Annotated in this window: 23 protein-coding genes and 1 pseudogene; 9 read left to right on the forward strand and 15 right to left on the reverse strand. The window is 69.7% G+C overall.

Features of this window, described 5'->3' with window-relative positions; all coding sequences use genetic code 11:
- Positions 1-337 precede the first annotated feature (337 nt).
- Together ON26_RS21910 and ON26_RS21915 are read left to right on the forward strand one after the other, a co-directional pair.
- Positions 338-835, forward strand: a complete 498-nt coding sequence (locus ON26_RS21910; RefSeq protein ID WP_040798129.1) for a PH domain-containing protein — start codon at positions 338-340, stop codon at positions 833-835.
- Positions 832-2490: a PH domain-containing protein gene (locus ON26_RS21915; protein ID WP_051027347.1), complete on the forward strand. Its 1659-nt coding sequence runs from the start codon at positions 832-834 to the stop codon at positions 2488-2490. The genes ON26_RS21910 and ON26_RS21915 overlap by 4 nt, the downstream gene beginning before the upstream one ends.
- Positions 2491-2528: 38 nt before the next feature.
- Here ON26_RS21915 and ON26_RS31770 read toward each other — a convergent pair whose 3' ends face one another.
- Genes ON26_RS31770 through typA form a run of 4 tightly spaced genes read right to left on the reverse strand, consistent with a single transcriptional unit; the run spans position 2529 to position 7632 of the window.
- Positions 2529-3047: a hypothetical protein gene (locus tag ON26_RS31770; protein WP_157171976.1), complete on the reverse strand. Its 519-nt coding sequence runs from the start codon at positions 3045-3047 to the stop codon at positions 2529-2531.
- A gap of 10 nt (positions 3048-3057) precedes the next feature.
- A complete protein-coding gene (gene mshB / locus ON26_RS21925; protein WP_040798132.1) occupies positions 3058-3954 on the reverse strand; it encodes an N-acetyl-1-D-myo-inositol-2-amino-2-deoxy-alpha-D-glucopyranoside deacetylase in 897 nt (298 codons plus the stop codon).
- Positions 3951-5678 (reverse strand): ABC transporter family substrate-binding protein, encoded by a 1728-nt coding sequence (locus ON26_RS21930; protein ID WP_051027349.1) that lies wholly within the window; start codon positions 5676-5678, stop codon positions 3951-3953. The genes mshB and ON26_RS21930 overlap by 4 nt, the downstream gene beginning before the upstream one ends.
- Positions 5679-5733: 55 nt before the next feature.
- Positions 5734-7632 (reverse strand): translational GTPase TypA, encoded by a 1899-nt coding sequence (gene typA, locus ON26_RS21935; RefSeq protein WP_040798118.1) that lies wholly within the window; start codon positions 7630-7632, stop codon positions 5734-5736.
- 148 nt (positions 7633-7780) lie between these two features.
- Here typA and ON26_RS33940 point away from each other — a divergent pair, with 148 nt between their 5' ends.
- Entirely contained in the window at positions 7781-7957 is a 177-nt protein-coding gene (locus tag ON26_RS33940) for a hypothetical protein (protein WP_085999070.1), read from the forward strand.
- Between the two features lie 58 nt (positions 7958-8015).
- Complete coding sequence (locus ON26_RS21940; protein WP_040798134.1) at positions 8016-8306, forward strand: 4a-hydroxytetrahydrobiopterin dehydratase; 291 nt, start codon at positions 8016-8018, stop codon at positions 8304-8306.
- Between the two features lie 103 nt (positions 8307-8409).
- Here the strand turns inward: ON26_RS21940 and ON26_RS21945 are convergent, their stop codons facing one another.
- Positions 8410-9651, reverse strand: coding sequence for a mannosyltransferase (locus ON26_RS21945; protein WP_040798135.1), 1242 nt, complete (start codon positions 9649-9651; stop codon positions 8410-8412).
- A gap of 363 nt (positions 9652-10014) precedes the next feature.
- On the opposite strand from ON26_RS21945, the gene ON26_RS21950 reads away from it, so the two are divergent.
- Positions 10015-10764 carry an Rv1157c family protein gene (locus ON26_RS21950; protein ID WP_051027350.1) on the forward strand — a complete coding sequence of 250 codons (750 nt, stop codon included), beginning with the start codon at positions 10015-10017 and terminating at the stop codon, positions 10762-10764.
- Between the two features lie 128 nt (positions 10765-10892).
- Positions 10893-11252 carry a hypothetical protein gene (locus ON26_RS21955; RefSeq protein WP_040798120.1) on the forward strand — a complete coding sequence of 120 codons (360 nt, stop codon included), beginning with the start codon at positions 10893-10895 and terminating at the stop codon, positions 11250-11252.
- Between the two features lie 54 nt (positions 11253-11306).
- Here ON26_RS21955 and ON26_RS21960 read toward each other — a convergent pair whose 3' ends face one another.
- The 3 genes from ON26_RS21960 to ON26_RS21970 all read right to left on the reverse strand — a co-directional run bounded on the left by ON26_RS21960 (position 11307) and on the right by ON26_RS21970 (position 14161).
- Positions 11307-12020, reverse strand: a complete 714-nt coding sequence (locus ON26_RS21960) for a DUF1906 domain-containing protein (RefSeq protein WP_040798121.1) — start codon at positions 12018-12020, stop codon at positions 11307-11309.
- A gap of 208 nt (positions 12021-12228) precedes the next feature.
- On the reverse strand, positions 12229-13371 hold the full coding sequence (locus tag ON26_RS21965) for a hypothetical protein (RefSeq protein ID WP_040798122.1): 1143 nt from the start codon (positions 13369-13371) through the stop codon (positions 12229-12231).
- A gap of 187 nt (positions 13372-13558) precedes the next feature.
- Positions 13559-14161: a CHAP domain-containing protein gene (locus ON26_RS21970; protein ID WP_040798123.1), complete on the reverse strand. Its 603-nt coding sequence runs from the start codon at positions 14159-14161 to the stop codon at positions 13559-13561.
- A 243-nt stretch (positions 14162-14404) separates the two neighbouring features.
- Here ON26_RS21970 and ON26_RS21975 point away from each other — a divergent pair, with 243 nt between their 5' ends.
- From ON26_RS21975 to ON26_RS21985, 3 genes are all read left to right on the forward strand, one after another.
- A complete protein-coding gene (locus ON26_RS21975; protein WP_040798124.1) occupies positions 14405-15037 on the forward strand; it encodes a hypothetical protein in 633 nt (210 codons plus the stop codon).
- The gene (locus tag ON26_RS21980) at positions 15034-15639 is read left to right on the forward strand and encodes a hypothetical protein (RefSeq protein WP_051027351.1); all 606 of its coding nucleotides are present in this window, start codon (positions 15034-15036) and stop codon (positions 15637-15639) included. Before ON26_RS21975 ends, ON26_RS21980 begins: the two co-directional genes overlap by 4 nt.
- Positions 15640-15812: 173 nt before the next feature.
- Positions 15813-16367, forward strand: a complete 555-nt coding sequence (locus tag ON26_RS21985) for a TetR/AcrR family transcriptional regulator (protein WP_051027353.1) — start codon at positions 15813-15815, stop codon at positions 16365-16367.
- Between the two features lie 150 nt (positions 16368-16517).
- Here ON26_RS21985 and ON26_RS21990 read toward each other — a convergent pair whose 3' ends face one another.
- The 7 genes and pseudogenes from ON26_RS21990 to ON26_RS34265 form a co-directional block, all read right to left on the reverse strand.
- On the reverse strand, positions 16518-16880 hold the full coding sequence (locus ON26_RS21990) for a hypothetical protein (RefSeq protein ID WP_373280955.1): 363 nt from the start codon (positions 16878-16880) through the stop codon (positions 16518-16520).
- A gap of 23 nt (positions 16881-16903) precedes the next feature.
- A complete protein-coding gene (locus ON26_RS21995) occupies positions 16904-17377 on the reverse strand; it encodes a roadblock/LC7 domain-containing protein (RefSeq protein WP_245545960.1) in 474 nt (157 codons plus the stop codon).
- Positions 17374-18342: a winged helix-turn-helix domain-containing protein gene (locus ON26_RS22000; RefSeq protein WP_040798126.1), complete on the reverse strand. Its 969-nt coding sequence runs from the start codon at positions 18340-18342 to the stop codon at positions 17374-17376. Before ON26_RS22000 ends, ON26_RS21995 begins: the two co-directional genes overlap by 4 nt.
- Entirely contained in the window at positions 18332-18691 is a 360-nt protein-coding gene (locus tag ON26_RS22005) for a hypothetical protein (protein ID WP_245545961.1), read from the reverse strand. The genes ON26_RS22000 and ON26_RS22005 overlap by 11 nt, the downstream gene beginning before the upstream one ends.
- Before the next feature lie 314 nt (positions 18692-19005).
- Positions 19006-19377, reverse strand: a complete 372-nt coding sequence (locus ON26_RS22010; protein WP_040798128.1) for a hypothetical protein — start codon at positions 19375-19377, stop codon at positions 19006-19008.
- An 11-nt stretch (positions 19378-19388) separates the two neighbouring features.
- Positions 19389-19865 carry a roadblock/LC7 domain-containing protein gene (locus tag ON26_RS22015; protein WP_245545963.1) on the reverse strand — a complete coding sequence of 159 codons (477 nt, stop codon included), beginning with the start codon at positions 19863-19865 and terminating at the stop codon, positions 19389-19391.
- Positions 19862-20188 (reverse strand): annotated as a pseudogene (locus tag ON26_RS34265) (hypothetical protein); the annotation flags it as partial. The pseudogene ON26_RS34265 and the gene ON26_RS22015, both read right to left, overlap by 4 nt.

Genomic DNA, 20188 nt, shown 5'->3' on the forward strand with positions numbered 1-20188 from the left:
GTCTCTGGCCCGGCGCAGCGCCCGGCGCATGGCCGACGGCGACGGCGGGGCGGGCGGAACGGCGGGGGTCGCTAGCTCGGTCACGCCCTCGATCATGCGCTAACCATCCTGGACTGTCTCCCTCCAGTGCGTCCGGTCGAGCCTAGCGAGCCGATCGGCCGCACGGGCGGGCGAGGCTCACGAGACAGCGGACACGGTCTCGTCGTGAGCGTTCACAACCTCGTGCGCGCCGTCCCTATTCCACCGCTGTCCATTCCACCGCCGCGCCGCCCGCTCCGGTCACACCGCCGAGTTCCGGCGTGGTCCGGCGCCGCGGGTGCATGCGAGTATGGCGGACATGGCACAGCCGCGAACGATCCTCGCCGGGCCGGCCTGGCGGCCGAGCCCGAAGGCGAAAGTGCTGTGGACCGTGCAGACGGCGGGCGGATGGGCCACCCTGCTGGTCGCGGTGATCGTCTGGGCCGTGGTCGATTCCGGCAATCGCGGTTGGCAACTGTTCGCGGCGCTCGCCGTCCTGGTGGCCGGTGCGATCGCGGTCGCGGTGGTGCCGCGGTGGCGTTACGCGGTGCACCGCTGGGAGATCACCGCCGAGGCCGTCTACACCCGGGTCGGGTGGCTGAGCCAGGAGAGCCGGGTCGCGCCGATCTCGCGGGTGCAGACGGTGGACATCGAACGCGGGCCGCTGGAACGGTTCCTCGGGCTGGCGACGGTGACGGTCACGACGGCGTCCTCCGCGGGCGCGGTGACCATCACCGGCCTGGATCTGCCGGTGGCCGAGAAGACGGTGGCCGATCTCACCGAGATCGCCGCGAGGCATCGCGGAGACGCGACATGAGTTCCCCCGGGGACACGCCGCACCCGGCCGCACCGCACAGCACCGGCCGACCGCCCGTGCCCGCCGCGACGGACGACGGTCCGCCCTGGGCACGGCTGGATCGCCGCATGCTGCTGGTGCATCCGGTGACCCAGGTGGTCAAGTTCATCCCGGTGCTGTTCGGCACGCTCCTGGTGGGCACCAGCAGCGGCAATCCGCTGTGGAGCCTGATCCCGCTGGTCGCGATCGTCGGCCTCGCGCTGACCCGCTGGTTCACCACCACCTACCGGGTCGGTCCGACCCATGTCGAACTGCGCACCGGGCTGTTGCGGCGGCGCACCCTGTCGGTGCCGCGCAGTCGCATCCGCTCGGTCGACATCGAAGCCGACCTGCTGCACCGCCTGCTCGATCTGGCCGTGGTGGTGGTCGGCACCGGCCAGCAGGCCGACAGCGGCGAGAAGTTCCGACTCGACTCGTTGTCCGCGCGCATCGCGCCCGCGCTGCGCGCCGAACTGCTCGCCCACACCGCGGCAGGCGACACCGCGGCAGGCGACACCGCGCCGGCGGCCACGCATGGCGCGCTCGCCGCCGCGCCCGGTTCCGGCGGCAGGGAGATCGGCCACTGGCAACCGGGCTGGGTCCGCTATGCGCCGCTGTCGCTCACCGGATTCGCGGTCATCGCCCCGCTGCTCGCGCTGCCCTTCCAGCTCGGCTTCAGCGAATTCTCCGTCGCCGCAGACACTCCGCACCGGTTCGAGGAGCATGCCGTGCTGGTGGTGAGCGGCCTGGTGTCGGCATTCCTGCTCGCCGTCGTCGCGCTGGTCAGCATCGCCGCCTGCGGCCGCTACCTGGCGACCTACTTCGGCCTGCGCGTGGTCGACGACGGCCGCACCCTGCACTCGAGCCACGGGCTGTTCACCCGCCGCCAGATCACTCTCGACCTGGCGCGTTTCCGCGGTGCCACGGTGAACGAACCGCTGCTGCTGCGCCGGGCGGGCGCCGCCGAACTCGAAGCCATCATGGTCGGGGAGAACCCGCGGCAGAAGATCCTGCCGCAGGCGCCGCGCGCGGCCGTCGAACGCACGCTCGGCGAACTACTCGGCAGCAGGCAACTCGCCTCGGCTCCGGGCGGCGCGCAGCCTCCCGGCCACACCGCCACCGACCGCAGCGTCACGGTCGACAGCGCTGCCGACGCCATCGCACAGCTGTCCGCACCGCTCGCCCCGCACGGCCCGGCCGCCCGCCGCAGGCGCTGGGTTCGCGCCGTCGTGCCCGCGGCCGTCCCGTCCGTCGCGCTGCTCGCCCTGACCGCCTTCGGCGCGTTCTACCCCGGCTGGCTGTGGCTGCCCGCGGTCACCCTGATCGCCCTGGCCGTACCGCTGGCCGAGGACCGCTACCGAGGCCTCGGCCACACCGTGCTGCCGCGCACCGCGCACGGCCCCGCCTGGCTCATCACCCGGTCCGGCTCACTCGACCGGGACCGCGACTGCCTCGAGGCGCCGGGCATCGTCGGCTGGACGGTGCGTCAGACCTTCTGGCAGCGCCGCTCCGGCATCGCCACCGTGGTGGCCGCCACCGCCGCGGGCAAGAAGAGCTACCGCATCATCGACGTTCCGCTCGAAAGGGCCTGGGAGATCATCGAAGCGGCCACCCCGGGGTCGCTTGGGCACCGCTGAACCCGGTCGGACGGACTGTCGCCGGCCGGCGCATGCGGTCACCGGGACGGTCGCCGCCTGGTCGGCGCGGGGGCGGGCGGCGCGACGGTGGTGTCGACGTTGAAGGCGTACAGCAGCGGCGGCACCGTGCCGCAGACGAGCAACAGCAGCGTGGGCCAATCGTCCATCAGCAGCTTGTCGCCGCCGGGGCCGGGAAAGGTGCACCAGAGGAAGCCGAAGGTCCAGACCATGACCGGCAGCAGGGCCAGGCGCAAGCTGTCGGTGAAGGTGCGCATGGCGGCCACCAGAGCGATATTGAGGCCGACGGCGATCAGTGCTGTCAGCGGCACCGGGATCGATCCCGAGCCGAGCGGAGCGGCCAGCCGCGCGCCGGCGGCGATATCGGCGGGCTCGGCGGGGGGAGTCCACGAACCACCGACGTAGATGGGCAGATACAGCACCTCGACGGCGAGGCTGAACAAGGCGGCCACCACCAGCACCACCATCGCGACCACCCGCGCGGCCGCCTCGAACCGATCGCGGGTCACAACGTCGGCCTGTCGGTCCCGGGTCTCCACGACAGCGAGTCTAGGCGGAGAGCACGCCGAGCCCGGCGAACAGATCGTGCTCCCGGCCGTCTGCCCCGGCCGGACCGCGCTTGCCGCGCACCAGCACGAAGTGCTCCTCCGGCAGGACGGGCTGGGCGATGTCGTTGGACAGAGCGAACTCCCGGCCCGAAGGCGCGACGGTCACCTGGGTGGCGTGCGCGCGCAACGCGGCTCGCTTGGCCGAGAGCACCTCGGAGACGTCGACCGCCGTGGTGATGGTGTCGCTTTCCACCCCGGAGAGTTCGCCGACGGCGGGCAGCCGCCAGCCCGCGGGCAGTGAGCCCGGCAGCCCGTCGACGGTGCGCCGGGCCAGGGATTCGGTGTGCAGGGCGAGCAGTTGCAGATCGGTGACGGTCCAGTAGAACTTCGGCACGTCCCAGCCCAGCTCGGCCGCGCCCGCCACGGCGGCGGTGGTGACCTCGTTGGCGCGGATGTGATCGGGATGCCCGTACCCACCGCGCGGGTCGTAGGTGATCACGACCTGCGGCCGCAGCTCCAGCAGCACATCGACGAGCGCGTCGACCGCCGCGGGACCGGAGTTCACGAACGCGCGCGGATGCTGCGCCGAAGGGGTACCCGCCATGCCGGAATCGCGCCAGCGGCCCGCGCCACCGAGGAAGCGGGGTTCGCCCGCGTCGAGCGCGGCCAGCGCCCGGCTCAGTTCCAGGATCCGGTACCCACCGAGCTGATCGGCCTGATCGGCGACGAGTTGGGCCCACTGTTCACCGATGACCTCGCCTTCCTCACCGAGGGTGCAGGTCACCACGGTCACCGGAACGCCGCGCGAGCGGTAGAGCGCGATGGTCCCGCCGGTGGTGATCGACTCGTCGTCGGGGTGGGCGTGCACGAGGAGCAGTCCACCGGTGGTCACGGTCACGGGATCCTCCTCCACATCGCCGCATCCCCGAAGATACCCACCGGGATGGCACCGCTCAACGACGCGCCGTCCACCCGGGGGCCGGCCGCGGCGACCAGGTTGTCCTGCACGATCGGCAGCACCGTCGACAGATTCCACAGCGCGGGCTCGGCCGCGGCGAGCGTCTTGCCCACATCGACACCGCGCAGAGCGGCATCGATCGCGGGCTGGAGAGCGGGGTCGCAGATCCCGGAGAGATTGGCCGGTGCGCGCCTGGCCGCCTCGAGCACCGCCTCGGTCTCGGTGTCGGCGGCAGGTTCGGCACTGGGCGGACAGCTGTAGCGGGAGGCGAGCACGTTGGCGGGCGCGCCGCCTGCCACCTCCCAGCCGACGATCGCGTCCACGCCTCCGTCGACGAGTTCCTTGCCGTAGAGCTCGTCGGCGGGCAGCGCGCGCACGGTCGCGTCGATACCGGCGCTGCGCAGCTGATCGGCGGCGGTGTGCGCGACGGCCTGGGCGGTCGCGTCGTCGGTCACCGTGCCGATGCGCACCGAGAGCTTGCGCCCGTCCCTGGCCAGCGACCGGGGCTGCGGCGCGGGCGAAGTGGGCGACACTTCCTGCGGAGTCTCGGGTTCGCGGGCGAAACCGGCCTCGGCCAGCAGAGCGAACGCCTGCTCGGCCGAGGGACGCGGCGGTTCGGTGGGCACGTAGCCGGGATCGGAAGGCGAGAGGATCTGCGCGCGCACGGGTTCCACCCATCCCCCGGTCTGCGCGCCGACGGTGGCCAGCAGTGCCGGATCGAGCAGCGCGAGTACCCCGCGCCGCACCCGCGGATCCTCCAGATCGGGGCTGCGCCCGTTGAGGACCAGGCGCAGGGTGCGTGACTGCGGCATGATCGCGGTGCGCACCGAGGCGATGGCGCCGAGCTGCGCCTGGGTCGCGACGCCGCCGTGCACCAGCGCCATCTGCGCGTCGCCGGTGCGCAGCGAATCGGCCAGCTGCGCGGGAGTTCCGCCGCGGCGCAACAGGATCTGGTCAGGAGCGGCCGGCGTGCCCCAGTAGCGGTCGTTGCGTTCGAGCAGGATCTCGTCGCGGCCCTGGTCCACCGATTTGATGGCGAAGTTGCCGCCGGAGACCGCGATGCCCTCGGCGAGCCCGTTGGCGAAACCGCCCGGCTGGTCCTTGATCAGATGCGAGGGCAGCAGATTGGCGAACAACTCGGGCCACGCCGGATACGGCCGGTCGAGCACCACGTGCACCGTCTTGCCGCCGCCGGAAGAGGTGACATCGGAGATCAACCGGTACGCGGCCGGATCGACCACGCCCGGCTGGGTGATCATCTGCTGCCACAGGAACCGGAAATCCTCGGCCGCGATCGGGGCGCCGTCGGACCAGTTGGCCTGATTGCGCAGCGTGTAGGTGATCGTGAACGGCTCCTGCGCGGTCACCTCGGCGGAGGTGATCAGCGCGGTGTCCGGAACCCACTGCGTGGCGCCCGGCGTCGCCGGATCGGGGACCGGACGGAACGGGCTCGGCAGTACCATCGAGGCCACGGCCGAGGCGGCGGGCGACTGATCGGATCGCAGATGCGGATTGAATCCGATCCCGATGTCGTCGATCGCCACCACGACGGTGTTCTTGCTCGGCTTCTCCGAAGTCGTCTTCGGAGAGTCCGTGCTCTCGATGGGCGGCGGCGGATTCGCGGTGCAGCCGGCGAGCACCGCGACCGACACCGCGGCCAGCATCTGGATGACGCGCCTCGTCGCGCGCCGTCGAGCCCCCGGAATCACGCTGCGCACTCTACAGCGCGGCCCGGTCCCGCGCCTTCCGCCGCGACAGCTCGCGCGCCCGCTCGTTGGCGTTGAGCACGACCTTGCGCACCCGCACCACGTTCGGGCCGACCTCGACGCATTCGTCGCCCGCGCAGAACTCCAGCGCGCCTTCCAGATCGAGCACCAGCGGCCGGGCCAGCGTCTCCAGCACATCGCCGGTGGCGCTGCGCATGTTGGTCAGCTTCTTCTCACGGGTGACATTGATGTCGAGGTCCTCCGCACGCGGATTGATGCCGACGACCATGCCCTCGTAGGTGTCCGCGCCCGGCTCCACGAAGAAGGTGCCGCGATCGGCCAGCTGCAGCATCGCGTAGGCGGTGACGCTGCCCGCGCGGTCGGACACCAGCGAACCGGTGTGCCGGGAGCGGATCTCGCCCGCCCACGGGGCGTAGCCGTGCGCGACGGCGTTGGCGATGCCGGTGCCGCGGGTCTCGGTGAGGAAGTCGGTGCGGAAACCGATCAGGCCGCGCGAGGGCACGATGAACTCCATGCGCACCCAGCCGTGGCCCTGGTTGGACATCTGCACCATCTTGCCCTTGCGGGCGGCCAGCAGCTGGGTGACCGCACCCAGGTGCTCCTCGGGCACGTCGATGGTCAGTTCCTCGAACGGCTCGTGCACCTTGCCGTCGACGGTCCGGGTGACCACCTGCGGCTTGCCGACGGTCAGCTCGAAGCCCTCCCGGCGCATGGTCTCCACCAGGATCGCCAGCGCCAGCTCGCCGCGGCCCTGCACCTCCCAGGTGTCGGGGCGCTCGGTGTTGAGCACGCGCAGCGAGACGTTGCCGATCAGCTCCTGATCCAGGCGCGCCTTGAGCATGCGGGCGGTCAGCTTGGTGCCACCGTTGCGGCCCGCCAGCGGGGAGGTGTTGATACCGACGGTGACCGAGATGGCGGGCTCGTCGACGGTGATACGCGGCAGCGCGACCGGGTTCTCCGGGTCGGCCAGGGTGTCGCCGATCATGATCTCCGGGATGCCCGCGACCGCGACGATGTCGCCGGCGACGGCTTCCTCGGCCGGGTTGCGCTCCACGCCGACGGTGGCGAGCAGCTCGGTGATCTTGACCGTCTTGGTGCCCTCGGCGCTCATCCATGCCACGTTCTGACCCTTGCGCAGGGTGCCGTTGTGGATGCGGACCAGCGCGAGACGACCGAGGAACGGCGAGGCGTCGAGGTTGGTGACGTGCGCCTGCAACTCCGCCTTCGGGTCGCCCTTGGGCGCGGGGACATGCTTGAGCAGCACGTCGAACAGCGCGTCCAGGTTGGGCGCATCGGGGGCGTTGCCGTTCTCCGGCTGCTCGGTGGAGGCCTTGCCCTCACGACCGGAGGCGTAGAGAACCGGCAGGTCGAGCGCGAGCTCGGCGGCTTCGGCGGCCTCGTCGTCGAGGTCGGAGGCCAGGTCGAGCAGCAGATCGTGGCTCTCCTCGACGACCTCGGCGATGCGGGCGTCGGGACGGTCGGTCTTGTTGACGACCAGGATCACCGGCAGCGAGGCGGCCAGCGCCTTGCGCAGCACGAACCGGGTCTGCGGCAGCGGACCCTCCGAGGCGTCGACGAGCAGCACGACGCCGTCGACCATCGACAGGCCGCGCTCGACCTCACCGCCGAAGTCGGCGTGGCCGGGGGTGTCGATGACGTTGATGACGGTCACCGAGCCGTCGGAGTGATGGCGGTGTACCGCCGTGTTCTTGGCGAGAATGGTGATGCCCTTCTCGCGCTCGAGATCCCCGGAGTCCATGACGCGGTCCACCAATTCGGCCCGTTCGGCGAAAGCGCCGGACTGACGGAGCATGGCGTCGACCAGTGTCGTCTTGCCGTGGTCTACGTGCGCCACGATGGCGACGTTGCGAAAATCGCGTGCAGACGACACGCTGAATCCTCCTGCTGATAGGTATGGGTGCCGACACCTGAGAACAGATGGACAATGGATTCCACCGGGCGTCGCGGCCGAACACACACACTACCGCCCTGCCACCACTTCATATGCTTCAGCCACTAGTTAGGTTATGCTAACCAACATGGGCAAGGTAAAGGCGAAGAAGGTTTCGAGCCTGAAACCCAAGAAGAAGTGCTGTCGTAAGAAGACGCGCTGCGTGAAATGTCCTGTCGTCATCATGCGCATGAAGAAAGCCGAGGCGGCGGGCGTGCACGGCAAGGATTTGAAGAAGGCCCTCAAACAGGCCCGCGCCGCCTAGGACCACCGATTTCGCCGTGGTCCCGGTCGATCCGGCGCGCTTGGGGTACTACCGGGAGATGACCGCAGAACTGCTCTCCGAAGACCGCATCGCCGCCGCCCTGGCCGGCCTGTCCGATTGGTCCCGCACCGATGCGCAGATCTCGCGCACGGTCACCGCCGCATCCTTTCCGGCCGCCATCGAACTCGTACGCCGGGTCGCCGAGGCCGCGGAAAGTGCGAATCATCACCCGGATATCGACATCCGCTGGCGCAAGGTCACCTTCACCCTCTCCACCCATTCCGCGGGCGGCCTCACCGCCGCCGACTTCGCCCTGGCCGAGCAGATCGACGCGCTCGTCGCCGATTGACCGCCCCGCCGCCCGTCGGGGGTGCGCACGGCCGGTACCGATTCGAGGGGAGTCGTCCCGATCCAGACGATCGAGACGAATCGGGCGATCACTGACGGCCGGTTCAGGCGATCGCTGCGCGCTCGGCCTCGGGGACCGCCGCGCGCCGCCTGCCGGCCACGATCACCCACACCAGGAAGGCCAGCACTCCCGCGGCGTTCACCGCGCCGAGCCAGGCCAGCACCGCGGGCCGGGAGATCTCCCAGATCGTCGGCTGGAAGAACGAGAGCACCCACGGCACCCCGATCAGCGTCGTCACCAGCCAGTATCCGGCGAGCACCCGAGCCCCGGGCGCCTCGCGCAGCGGGCCGTAGAGCAGCCACAGCACCAAGGGCAACAGCCACACCCAGTGATGCGACCAGGAGATCGGCGAGATCATCAGGCCGAATATCTGGACGAGCAACAACGTGCCGAGCCGGTCGTCCGGACCGAGGGACCGCCAGGCCGCGACGGCCAGCGCCGCGACGACGAGCACCGCGACGATCCAGACCGGCCCGGTCTCGACGTCGTAGCCGAGGATGCGACTGAGCGTCCCGCGTAGTGACTGATTCCACACCGAACCCACCGGGCCGATCCGGTCCGCGTCCCCGAGCAGAGTGCCGAAATAGCGGCGCGCCTCGTGGTCGTTGAGCAGGTAGCTGATGCCGACGGTCAGACCGAAGGCCACCGCCGCGAACACCGCCGCCCCCCAGCGCCGCCGCGCCAGGAAGTAGAGCCCGGTGATGGCCGGGGTCAGTTTGATCCCGGCGATCACGCCGACCAGACCGCCGGAGACCCACCATCGCGTGCTGCGCACGGCGAGCATGGCGGCGAGCACGAGGAAAACGTTGACCTGCCCGTAGTCGATGGTCGTACGCACCGGCTCCAGCCAGACACCCACCGCGGTCCAGGCGATCGGTGCCACCCGCCAGACCGGCTCCTGCAATCGCTCACGCCCGAGGATCAATTCGAAAGTGATCCACACCACACCGTAGAGCGCGGCCACGGTCGCCAGTAGCCAGCCGATGGCCACCAGCGTGAACGGCAGGAAGTGCAGCGGATAGAAGACGAGCGCGGCGAAGGGCGGATAGGTGAACGGCAGCGGGAAGTCCGGCGTCTTCTCCGCGTAGGTGAAATCGTAGAGCCGATCGGTGCCGACCGACGCCGAGCCGTCGACGTAGACGTGCAGATCGACGAGGTTCATCCCGTTGTGGGACAACAACATCCACAACATCCGCGCGAGTACGGACAGGCCGAGCAGCAGCACCGCCAATCGCCATCGGGCAGCGGCCGGACGTTCGTCCGTCCGAGCGCTCTCTCGGTTCAAATCGCCGGCTTTCGGGGTGTGAAGGGTCGGGTCGTGAAGGTATTTCCGGTGTTCGGCGAACACACGCCGAAGCGCTGACTAGATTAACCGGAGGTCACCGGGCGTCCGGCGTGGCCCATGCAGCCTTGTCGACCACACCGGTAACGTTTGCATCAACTTTCACTCCAGTAACGCCCGGACAAACTACTCTCTGGTAACACTGATCGTCCACGACAGGAACACCGGAGCGCGGCGGCTGTACAAGCCGGTACGGATGTACTTAGAGTGACCCGGAAAACAACGGGCCCCGTGCCCGTTGCACCAGATGTACCCGAGGTAAGGACGGCAAGACCAGTGCTTCGCACCCGAGGATCGCGGATCGCCATGACCGCACTCGCCCTGGCGGCGAGCGCTTCGCTCGCCATGCCGGCCGCAGTAGCCGCGCCGGACACCGCCCCTGCCGCGGCCACCAACAGCGTTCCGATGGTGCCCGAGGGCGTCCCGGTCGACGCGATCGCCGCGCTCGCCCCCGCCATCGCCGGCGCCATCGCGGGCCCGGCCGATATCGCCGAGGGCCCGCAGGCCGCCATCCTGGCGCAGGCTCGCGCTCTGCTCGCCACGCTGAACCTGCCGCCGCAGATCAAGTCGACGCTCGAGCGGATCATCACCTTCCTCGACGGCAGTGGCGGCGGTGGCCCCGATCTGCCCAAGAACGGTCCGGCCATCGCGCAGTTCCTGTACCCGAGCATCGGTAAGGCCTGCATCAGCGATTCCGGTGATTCGATCGGCACCGCGCTGGCCGTCACCGGCCCCGCCGAACTGCCCCCGCCCGGCCCGAAGGCAGGCCAGACCGGCTTCGTGTTCACCGCGCTCGGCACCAAGTCGCCGACGGCCGAGCAGAACCCGCCGCTCACCGTGCAGTGGCTCAACCTCGACACCCGTCAGTCCGGCGTCGCCCAGCTGACCGACGAGGCCAAGATCAACCCGGGCGGCCCGGCGACCCTGTCGGCGATCGTCGACACCGGCCACGGCCGGATCGCCGCGGTGATCGGCGGTTCGCTGACCACGAAGGCCGAGGGTGCCGAGCCGCGCACCTGCTCGTTCCTGCCGACCCTCGGGTTCTTCACGGCCTGAGCCGAATCGGCGCGAAGCCCGGTCACCGGATCTCCGGTGACCGGGCTTCGTCGTTGTGTGGTTGTGCGATCCGACAGAGCTTCGCGATGTGGCGGTTGACCACCCCGCGCGGGTGGTAGACCGGGGGCATGACTACGAGCGACATCACGGCACGGTCCCCCCGCTCGATCCGCAGCAGGCGCTCGCGGCGGTCCATCCTGTCCATCCGGTCGGAGGGCTCGATCCTGTCGATCGGCTCGGCCTATTCGATACTGTCCATCGGCAGCGTCGGGTCGATCCTGTCGATCGGCTCCGCGGGCTCGTTCGGGTCGATCATCTCCACCGGATCGCTGGGCAGCCTCGGCTCGGCGTTCTCCGGCCTGTCGCGCTGGTCGCTGTTCTCCTGGCACGGCGATCACCGGACTCCCGACGACCGGCCCACGCTGCGCGTCGTGCCCGACGACGAGCCGGACATGCGGCTCACGCCCAGCACGCACTCCCAGACCTGAGGCCGCGAGCGCGCAGCGCGACCCGACAATCCGAGCGCGCACCGCGGGCTGCGATCACCACTGCCCGTATTCGGGCTTCAGGATGTCGTTGAGGTCGACCCCGACGCCGTCGACGGCGCGCTTGTCGATCTCGAACTGGTGCAGATGGGCGGCGGGATGCACGAAACCCTTGGGAGTGCCCCAGTTGTGCTGCCAGTACCAGCTCCCCAATCCGGCCACCCGGGCCAGTTCGATGGTGGGCGAATTGGCATAGACGCCGACGTTCTCGCGGCCGAGCACAGCGTGCCAGCCGAGCAGGTACGGCGCGATCATGGTGGCGAATTCGACCGGCGTCGGATTGTCGTCGATCGAGGCGTAGATGGGGCGATCGGCCGGCCCGCCCGCGGCCAGGTGCAATGCGAGGCCCCGCTCGGCGTGCCGCTTACCTGCCTCCAGACCGCCGCGCCAGTCGGCAGTGGCCGCCTTGCCGTATTGGTAGCAGGAGACGACGCTCAGGCCGTGCGCCTGGAGGTCTTCGACCTCGGCGGCCAGCAGTGGCTTGCCCGCCATCCATTCCGCCCCCGGCCTGCGGTCGGAGACATAACGGATGACGCCGACGTGCCCGGCGGCTTTGATCTGCGCGGCCGAGGGCACGCCGCCCGCATAGTCGAGCAGGGTGCCGTAACCGGGACGCGCGGCCGCGGCGCCTGCCGATGCCGTCATCCCCACCGCTGCCACGGCGGCGGTGTAGGCGAACAACCGACGACGGGACAGATCCGGAGAACGCATCGCCGACTCCTTCGACCGAACCCCCGACCGATTGGGCAGAAAAGCTGGCCCGGCGCGCCTTCCCCTGAATCCGTTCGCGCGCCGGGAGCCTCGAACGCGGACTCATTCCACCACATTCACACTGGGTACGCCAGGCCCCAAAAACAACATCAACCCCATGGACAACACCGCCGACCGCGCGTCGTCCGGCATGTCGAGGGAATCCGGGTCAGATGAGACGGTCGATGCGCGCGCCGACGTCGATGATCCGTCCCTCGGCGCGGCCTATCTCATGGCTCACGACGCCGAGCACCCTTCTCAGCACCTGCTTCCTGATTCCGGCCAGCGCACCGAGGGTCGCCGCCCGCATGCCCTCGGCCTCGAGCCGCAACCGCAGTTCTTCCGGCTTGGGCGGGAACGGGTCGATCACCACCCGCAACGGTTCGGCGGCCCGGGCGGTCAGCAGCAGCGGGATCTCGACCTCGGCGCGGTAGCGGTTGGCCCCGAGCACATGCACCGTGATGTCCAGGCCTACCGGCAGCAACAGGTCGAACCGCTGGTATCCGTCGTGCGGCTCGGCCGGTTCACGCTCGGCGAGCAAGGGCGCGCCGATCGCCCCGCGCACGATGACCGTCGCGCGATCCCCCGGTCCGGTGCGCAACGGGCCGACCTCGATGAGGCGACCGGACATCCGGTCGACCACCTCGCCGATGCGCCGCGTGGTGACGATCCGTTCGAAGAACCGCCGCCCGAATTCCCCGTAGTCGATCCACTCGAACCGCTCGGGCACCGGCCCACGGGCGCGGCGCCCGTCCACCAGCGACTCGATGTCGAAGATCCGGGAACGGCGGGCACGGGGTTCGGCGAGCATGGCGTTGACCCGTTGGGCGACCTCGCGCCGCACCCAGCCCGCGATGGGCTCGAGCACCCATTCCAAGGCCGCGTCCACCGCCGAGGCGCGCAACAGAAAACTGACATGCTCGGGTTCGATCGGCGGGATGTCGATGACGATCAACACCGGTTCGGCCGTGCGCGCGTGCAGGGTCAGGTCGATCTCGACGATGGCCTCGAGCCGCAGCGGCTTGCCGCCCAGCAGAACCTTGACCGCCAGCACGACCGGCACGCTCACATGGAAGACGACGGCCTCGTCGTGACGCACCACGCGCGGCGTGCCGACCCTGCCCTCGGCCAGGAATCCCGCCATGCCCGCGGGCGCCAGATTGATCGGGCCGATGGCGACACCTCGTCCGACCATGCCGGAGACCGCCGCGATGATGCGCTGCTCGGTCACCGCATGGGCGACGAAGCGTTCTCCGAACTGGGCGTAGCCGATCCAGCTCGGCCCCTCCTGGCTCTCCACACTGTGCTGCATGAGCTCTACCGCCAACCCTCACCTCCGCGGGACATTCGACACGGTACGCGACCGGAGTGGCCGGGGCGCGACGGTGGCGAGCCCATCGGGCGGGCCCTGTCCTGCCGATGAGGGGCGAGCAGGACAGGGCCCTTGTGACAGCGCTGCCGGGCACTGTCGCTCTCCATACTAGAGAAGAGCCCGTTTCTCAGAACCGCCCGTAGCCGACGACGTCCGGAACTTCGGCGAGCCGGAACCGATGGATGCTCACCCGGCCGAATTCGTTGCCGCCGATCGTGGTCACCGTGCCGTTGTCGGCGGCGAGCACGATATTGGTGTGGTGCCCGAACGAACTGTCCGGGCCGTACAGCAGTACGTCGCCGGTGCGCGGCTGGTCGGCGGCCTCGATCGGCACGAAGCGGTCGACGCTCTGGTAGTACTCCTGCAGCGTGTACACCCCCGGAATCCGCCAGGAACCGGAGTTCGGATTGGAGAGCGGACGACCGGCTTCCCGCATGACCCAGCTGACGAAATCGGCGCACCAGGCCTCGACCACGCCTTCGGCATAGTCGGGTCCACTGCCCGGATCATCGAACTGCCGCTCCAGCACCGCCACCAGGGCGCGCTGATCCGCGTCGAGCGCCGACCGGTCGACGGCGGGAAAGCTTGTCAACCGCTGACCGGCCAACGCCCCGTCCGCGCGATCGGACCACCAGCGCACGCCGAGCACGGCCGCCACGGCCAGCACGACCACCAGCACCCCGGCGCCGAGCCAGAGTCCGGTTCTGTTCGCCGAAACCCGCACTGTCATATCCCCCACCTCTTTCCGACCACGGCGCCGCCTCGCGGCCACGCGTCGCCTCCACGGACGACCCCTACAGATATACAGACGTCGCGGACGGCCCGCGGGTTCCCGTCGATCGCAGCGACCTGCGGCTTCGGGCCAATCGGATTGCGCCGAAACGGAACTCGGACCGCCCGGTCGGAAAGATGTTTGTTTCGACATCGGATTTCGAGGCACTTCCAGGACATACGCTCGACAAAGGAGAATCCCGTGTCCACCTCAGTGCTGATCGCGCTGGTCGTGGCGGTCGTCGCCGTCGTCGCGGCCCTGTTCCTGCTCGTCCCGCGGCTGCGCACCAGGCGGCTGCGTCGCAGGTTCGGCCCCGAGTACGACCGGATCGTCGCCGCCGCCGACGACCGCGCCGCCGCCGAACGCGAACTGCGCAGGCGTGAACACCGCCACGCCGAACTCGACCTGCGCCCCCTGCCGGGAGAGCGCAAGCGCCACTACAGCGCGGAATGGATCGCGGTGCAGGAACGCTTCGTCGACGACCCGCACGGCGCGCTGAAGGCGGCCGACCGCCTCGTCGCCGCGGTCGCCGCCGAGCGGGGCTACCTGACCGGCGACAACGACCAGCAGCTGGCCGATCTGTCCGTCGAGCACGCCGCGGCGCTCGAGCAGTACCGCAACGGCCGCGAAATCGCCGCCCGCACAGGCGAGGACGGCACCTCCACCGAGGAGATCCGCACCGCGTTCGTCGGCTACCGCGCGCTGTTCCGGGACCTCCTCGACGCAGGCGACAGCAAGCCGGAAACGAACGTCCGGACGCGGACGCAACCGCGGACACCCGCCGAGACCGCCACCGATGTCGACATCCCCACCGAGAAAGGCGCCCTCCGATGAGCACCGAACCCCGGATCCGCCACTCCGCGACGACTTCCGAGCACGACGGCGCAGCCGCACCGGACAACGCCGCGCCCGGAACGCCGGACGATCCCCGCGCCACCGACGAGGTCACTCACGGTGCCACCGACCGTGGCGACGCCGCCCTCGCCGCGGACGAGCACACCAGCACTCCTGCCGCCGCCGATCGTGAGGCCGTTCCCCTCGGCGCCGAAGACCGGAATGCCGCGGCGGGCGCTTCCTCCGACGGCGCCGACGCCCGGACTTCGCACCGCGCGCCCGCACACTCGCCCGCGAGCGCAGCCGCGACCCGGTCCGCCGACGATGCGGCCACCGGCACGGACTCGGCCCTGGTTCCCGGTGACGAGGCCGACCAGCTGCGCACCAGATGGCGCGAGGTGCAGGCCCACTTCGTCGACGACCCGCGCGAATCCGTCACGCGCGCCGATGAATTGGTCGGCGCGACGATCGAACGCCTGACCACCTTGTTCGCCGAGCGCCGCCGCACCCTGGCGGCAGGCTGGTCGGGTTCGGCCGAGACCGAGCAGTTGCGCACCGCGCTGCGCGACTACCGCTCCCTGTTCGAGCGTCTGGTCTCCTGATCCTGGTCACGAACGCGCGAGCCGGGCCTCACGAGGACGCGGGGCCCGGCTCTCGCGTGACAGCAAGCCGGACTACGGCCCCTCGTCGGTGAGGGCACTTTCGTGCGTCTGCGGCACCCGAACAGGTCGACGGCCGAACCGGACTAAGTTGTCCGGTTGATAAACTGGTGTGCGTGACCTCACCTCGCCGCGTCAACCGTGGCCCGAGCGCCGCCGCCGACAACCGCGCGGCGCTGATCGCCGCTGCCCGAAGGATTTTCGCCGACAGCGGCTACGACGTGCCGATGAGCCTGATCGCCCGGACCGCGGGCGTCGGCCAGGGCGTGCTCTACCGTCACTTCGCCACGAAAGAGGCACTCACCCTCGCGGTATTCGAGGAGAACATCGTCGAGGTGGAGAACATCGCCGCCGATCCGGGCACCACGGTCGAGGACGTCCTGAAGGTCATCATCGACCAGATCACCGCCTCGGCGGCGTTCATCGCCATGCTCAACCCGAGCAGCGACGACCCCCGCATCTTCGAGCCCGCGTTCCGTTTGCTCACCCTGCTCGGCGACAAACTGGCCGATCCCGTGCAGCGCGGCGGGATCCGCCCCGGCATCGAGGCGACCGACATCGTGCTGGCGGTCGGCATGGTGGCAGGCGTGCTGACCCGCACGGACGCGGCCTCCCGGCACTACACCGCCGAGCACGCCTGGTCCCTGCTGATGCACGGCATACACGTCTGAGCTGTACGCACCGGCTCGGACGAACGCCTGCGCGATTCGAGCACCGACGGCGTGCCCGCGGTGCGGGAAGGACTCGCCCACCCGCGGGCACGTGTCACCGATCTCGGTTGCCGCGGTGGCCGGTCGTCGACGCCGCCACGGCCCGGCCCGTCAGATCTCGAGGTCCTCTTCGATGCTGCGCAGGCGGTGGCGGGCCAGCGCCAGGTTGGCGCGACCGCGATCCAGCGCCAGGTAGAGGAACAGCCCCTTGGCCTTGCGCCCGGTCATCGGGCGGATGAGGTGGTACTGCCCGGACAGCGTGATGAGAATGTCCTCGATCTCCTCGTTGATGCCGAGGCTGTCCAGCGTGCGCATCTTGGCTCGGACCACCTCGGTGTTGCCGGCCGCGGCGAGCTGCAGATCCAGATCCTTCGAACCGCCGAGGACGCCCAGCGCCATACCCGAGTTGTAGTCGATGACCGCGGCGCCGATCGCGCCGTCGATCACCATCATGTCCTTGAGAGCCACGTCCATGTCGGTCACGGGAATTCCTTTCACTAACCTCTGTCGATCTGTGTGTGTCTCGACCCGGTTGCCATCGCCGTCAGGTGATCGGCGATGGCGCGGGCCACCGGCCGCGACTCCAGATGGAGGCGGCCGACGTTCATTTCCGAATCCGCGACCACCGTCAGCGCGGCCCATCCGGCCGCGTAGATGACGACGTATCCGTTCGAACCGCGCACGACGACCTCGTCGAAACCGCCGCCGTGCGCGGTGCTCGACAACCGGTACGACAGCGCGAGATGTGAGGCGGTCAGGGCCGCCATGCCGTCGGGCTCGATGTGGCCCGGCAGATCGTGGGTGATCAGCAGACCGTCACCCGAAGAGACCAGTGTTCCGGTCAGATTCGGCACCCGGTCACGCAACCGGCGCAACTCGGCCAGTACCACCGCATACGGTTCGGGTCCCGACATCGCCACCTTGGTCAACCTTCCCATCCAATCACCGAGCAGACTCCTGCGCGCGGTCACTCCAACTCCTCCAGCCCCGCCCGTACCCGGACGAGCAGATTCACATCGACCTGTTCCCAGCGATCGGCCTCGATCACCGGCACGATCTGCCGGCTCCGACGCCGAAATGGAAGGAGCAGAGGAGGTTTCGGATCGGAAGGGGCAGGGCTGAGGATAGGCGCACCGCCCGTGGCCGTGACCGCTGGTACCACTACATCGGGCGCCGGGCTCTCAGGAGCCGCCACCTCGGGGGCCGACGCGGCGGGGGCCGATGCCTCGGGTACGACAACCTCGGGTTCCGGGACATCGGGCGCCACCGCCCCGGGTGCCGCGCGCACGCCAGGAGGCGGTGTCGCCGTTCCCCTTTCGCGCCCGGGCGGCTCGATCAGACCCGCCTCGGTGAGCTCACGGACCGCCTGTAGACAGCCGTAGGTGGTACGACCGAGGTCGCGGGCGATCTCGGTGACAGTGCGGCGCGCGTCGGCGGCGGCCAGGATCTCGGTCTGCCCCGCGGTGAGCACGACGCGCTGCCTGCGCACCCGGCGCACAGGCACCACCGGCGCCCGATCCACCGTGTGCAGCGACCACGGCCCGTTATCGCCACGCCGCGCGCATTCGCGCAGCAGTTCCCGCGGTCGCACCCGGCAGATCCGCGAAAGCCAGTGCGCGGGCGCGGGACGGAACTCCGCCGTGGCGCCCGAGGCGAGCAGGAAACAAGCCGCGTCGTAGACCGACAGCACCGCAAGGGTTTCCAGGCGCGGCCGCCCGAGCAGGCGACCGGCATCGCCGGCGCCTGCGCGCTCCCAGTCGTCCGCGGTCGCCACTCCCGCCTCGACGACCAGCCGATCGAGCCCGGTGGCGCGTCGGCAGCAGGCGGCCGCGACCGCCCCGTCGACGACATGGAATTCGCCGTCCCCGGCCGACAGGACGCCGGTGCGGCCCTCCTGTTCCAGCCTGCTCAGCTCGACTTCGAGGTCACCGTCCATCGTCGCCGTCGACGAATTCGGTGAGCACGGTCTTCAGCTGAAAGCGCGTGAGCCCGAGATTTCCCGACTCACCGTCGCACACCACGTGCACGAAGATCCGCCCCTCGAAATCCCCGTCGATCAGGTACAGCAGGTGGTAACCCGTGCTGCCCGCGACGATGATCTCGCTGATGTCGTCACCGTCGGCCCCGCTCACCAACGCCGGACAGCCGAGCACCGCGCGCACGACATCCGTTGTGGCCGCGGCATCCTCGTGCTGGTCGACCAGATCGTGCCTGCCCGCCGCGGCGATCGCGAGACCGCTCGCGGCGTCGACCATCGTCACGCTGCGAGCACCGGGAATCTGCATGATGCGTTCGAGACAACCGTCTATGCCGAACACGCGTCACCGCTCGTCATCGGAAAGCGCACCGCGCCCTTCACATCGGGGCCGGAAGTGCCCGCCGGAACCCGTTTCGGGCGACAGCCACACGGCGACCGCCGGGAAGATCTTGCTCTGCTCACGTTTTGCCTGCTAACGCTTCAAATAGAACCAACCAGTCTCCATGTTCGGTGGTACACAATACCTATAAGTTGCTGAGGTGATGCCGGGCACCCGGCTCCCGCGCGTGGGCCTGTGGCCGGCGGATCACTCATCGCGCCCGCCCGCAGCGGGCGCGGGCGTCAGACTTCGAGGTCCTCTTCGATGCCCTTGAGGCGATGGCGGGCGAGCGCCAGATTGGCCCGGCCGCGGTCGAGAGCGAGATAGAGGAACAGACCCTTGGACTTGCGACCGGTCATCGGCCTGATGATGTGGTACTGCCCCGACAGCGTGATGAGAATGTCCTCGATCTCGTCGTTGAGCCCGAGGCTGTCCATGGTGCGCATCTTGGCGCGCACCACCTCGGTGTTGCCCGCGGCGGCGACCTGCAGGTCCATCGCCTTCGAACTGCCGAGCATGCCCAGCGCCATACCCGAGTTGTAGTCGACGACCGCGGCGCCGATCGCGCCGTCGATCACCATCATGTCCTTGAGGGCCAGATCCAAATTGCTCATTCGTGTTCCTTTCACTCGACCTTTGCCGACTGTGTGTGTCTCGGCCCGTTCGACAGCGCCGTCAGGTGATCGGCGATGGCACGGGCCACCGGCCGCGACTCCAGATGGAGACGGCCGACGTTCACCTCGGATTCCGCGAGGACGGTCATCGAGGCCCAGCCCGCCGCGTAGATGACGACGTAACCGTTCGAACCGCGCACGACGACCTCGTCGAAACCGCCGCCGTGCGCGGTACTGGAGACCCGATGGGACAGCGCCAGATGCGAAGCGGTCAGCGCCGCCATGCCATCGGGCTCGATGTGGCCCGGTAGGTCGTGGGTGATCAGCAGACCGTCACCGGAGGCGACCAGCGCACCGGTCAGCCGTGGGACGCGTTCGCGCAGCCCCTGCAACTCGGCCAGCACCACCGCATACGGTTCGGGCCCCGACATCGCCACCTTGGTCAACCTTCCCATCCAATCACCGAGCAGACTCCTGCGCGCGGTCACTCCAACTCCTCCAACGCCGCCCGCACTCGGACGAGCACGCTCATGTCCACCTGCTCCCAGTGCTCTCGCTCGGCATCGGGCACCGCCCGGCGTATTCGCTGCCGAAGCGGGGCGAGCACAGCTTCTTTCCCGTCTTCCGACGATCGGCCGCGCGAACTCTCCTCTCCGACGAGCTCTTCCGACCCGAGCTTCGGCGTGAGCGCGGCGCGGGCCCCCGGTGCGACCGAGCGCGACCACGGCGCGGCCGGACGAGGCGGCGGCGCGACGACGGGCGCGCCCCGCGTAGGCCCGGCCCCCGCAGGCAGCACCCCGACCTTCGCCCG

This window comes from Nocardia higoensis NBRC 100133 (assembly GCF_000308595.1).
Taxonomy (GTDB): domain Bacteria; phylum Actinomycetota; class Actinomycetes; order Mycobacteriales; family Mycobacteriaceae; genus Nocardia; species Nocardia higoensis.

Coding starts and splice junctions, on each gene's coding strand:
- ON26_RS21910 (WP_040798129.1), top strand. CDS start 338: ATGGCACAGCCGCGAACGATCCTCGCCGGGCCGGCCTGGCGGCCGAGC.
- ON26_RS21915 (WP_051027347.1), top strand. CDS start 832: ATGAGTTCCCCCGGGGACACGCCGCACCCGGCCGCACCGCACAGCACC.
- ON26_RS21930 (WP_051027349.1), bottom strand. CDS start 5,678: ATGCTGGCCGCGGTGTCGGTCGCGGTGCTCGCCGGCTGCACCGCGAAT.
- ON26_RS33940 (WP_085999070.1), top strand. CDS start 7,781: ATGGGCAAGGTAAAGGCGAAGAAGGTTTCGAGCCTGAAACCCAAGAAG.
- ON26_RS21940 (WP_040798134.1), top strand. CDS start 8,016: ATGACCGCAGAACTGCTCTCCGAAGACCGCATCGCCGCCGCCCTGGCC.
- ON26_RS21950 (WP_051027350.1), top strand. CDS start 10,015: ATGACCGCACTCGCCCTGGCGGCGAGCGCTTCGCTCGCCATGCCGGCC.
- ON26_RS21955 (WP_040798120.1), top strand. CDS start 10,893: ATGACTACGAGCGACATCACGGCACGGTCCCCCCGCTCGATCCGCAGC.
- ON26_RS21960 (WP_040798121.1), bottom strand. CDS start 12,020: ATGCGTTCTCCGGATCTGTCCCGTCGTCGGTTGTTCGCCTACACCGCC.
- ON26_RS21965 (WP_040798122.1), bottom strand. CDS start 13,371: ATGCAGCACAGTGTGGAGAGCCAGGAGGGGCCGAGCTGGATCGGCTAC.
- ON26_RS21970 (WP_040798123.1), bottom strand. CDS start 14,161: ATGACAGTGCGGGTTTCGGCGAACAGAACCGGACTCTGGCTCGGCGCC.
- ON26_RS21980 (WP_051027351.1), top strand. CDS start 15,034: ATGAGCACCGAACCCCGGATCCGCCACTCCGCGACGACTTCCGAGCAC.
- ON26_RS21990 (WP_373280955.1), bottom strand. CDS start 16,880: ATGGACGTGGCTCTCAAGGACATGATGGTGATCGACGGCGCGATCGGC.
- ON26_RS22000 (WP_040798126.1), bottom strand. CDS start 18,342: ATGGACGGTGACCTCGAAGTCGAGCTGAGCAGGCTGGAACAGGAGGGC.
- ON26_RS22005 (WP_245545961.1), bottom strand. CDS start 18,691: ATGCAGATTCCCGGTGCTCGCAGCGTGACGATGGTCGACGCCGCGAGC.
- ON26_RS22010 (WP_040798128.1), bottom strand. CDS start 19,377: ATGAGCAATTTGGATCTGGCCCTCAAGGACATGATGGTGATCGACGGC.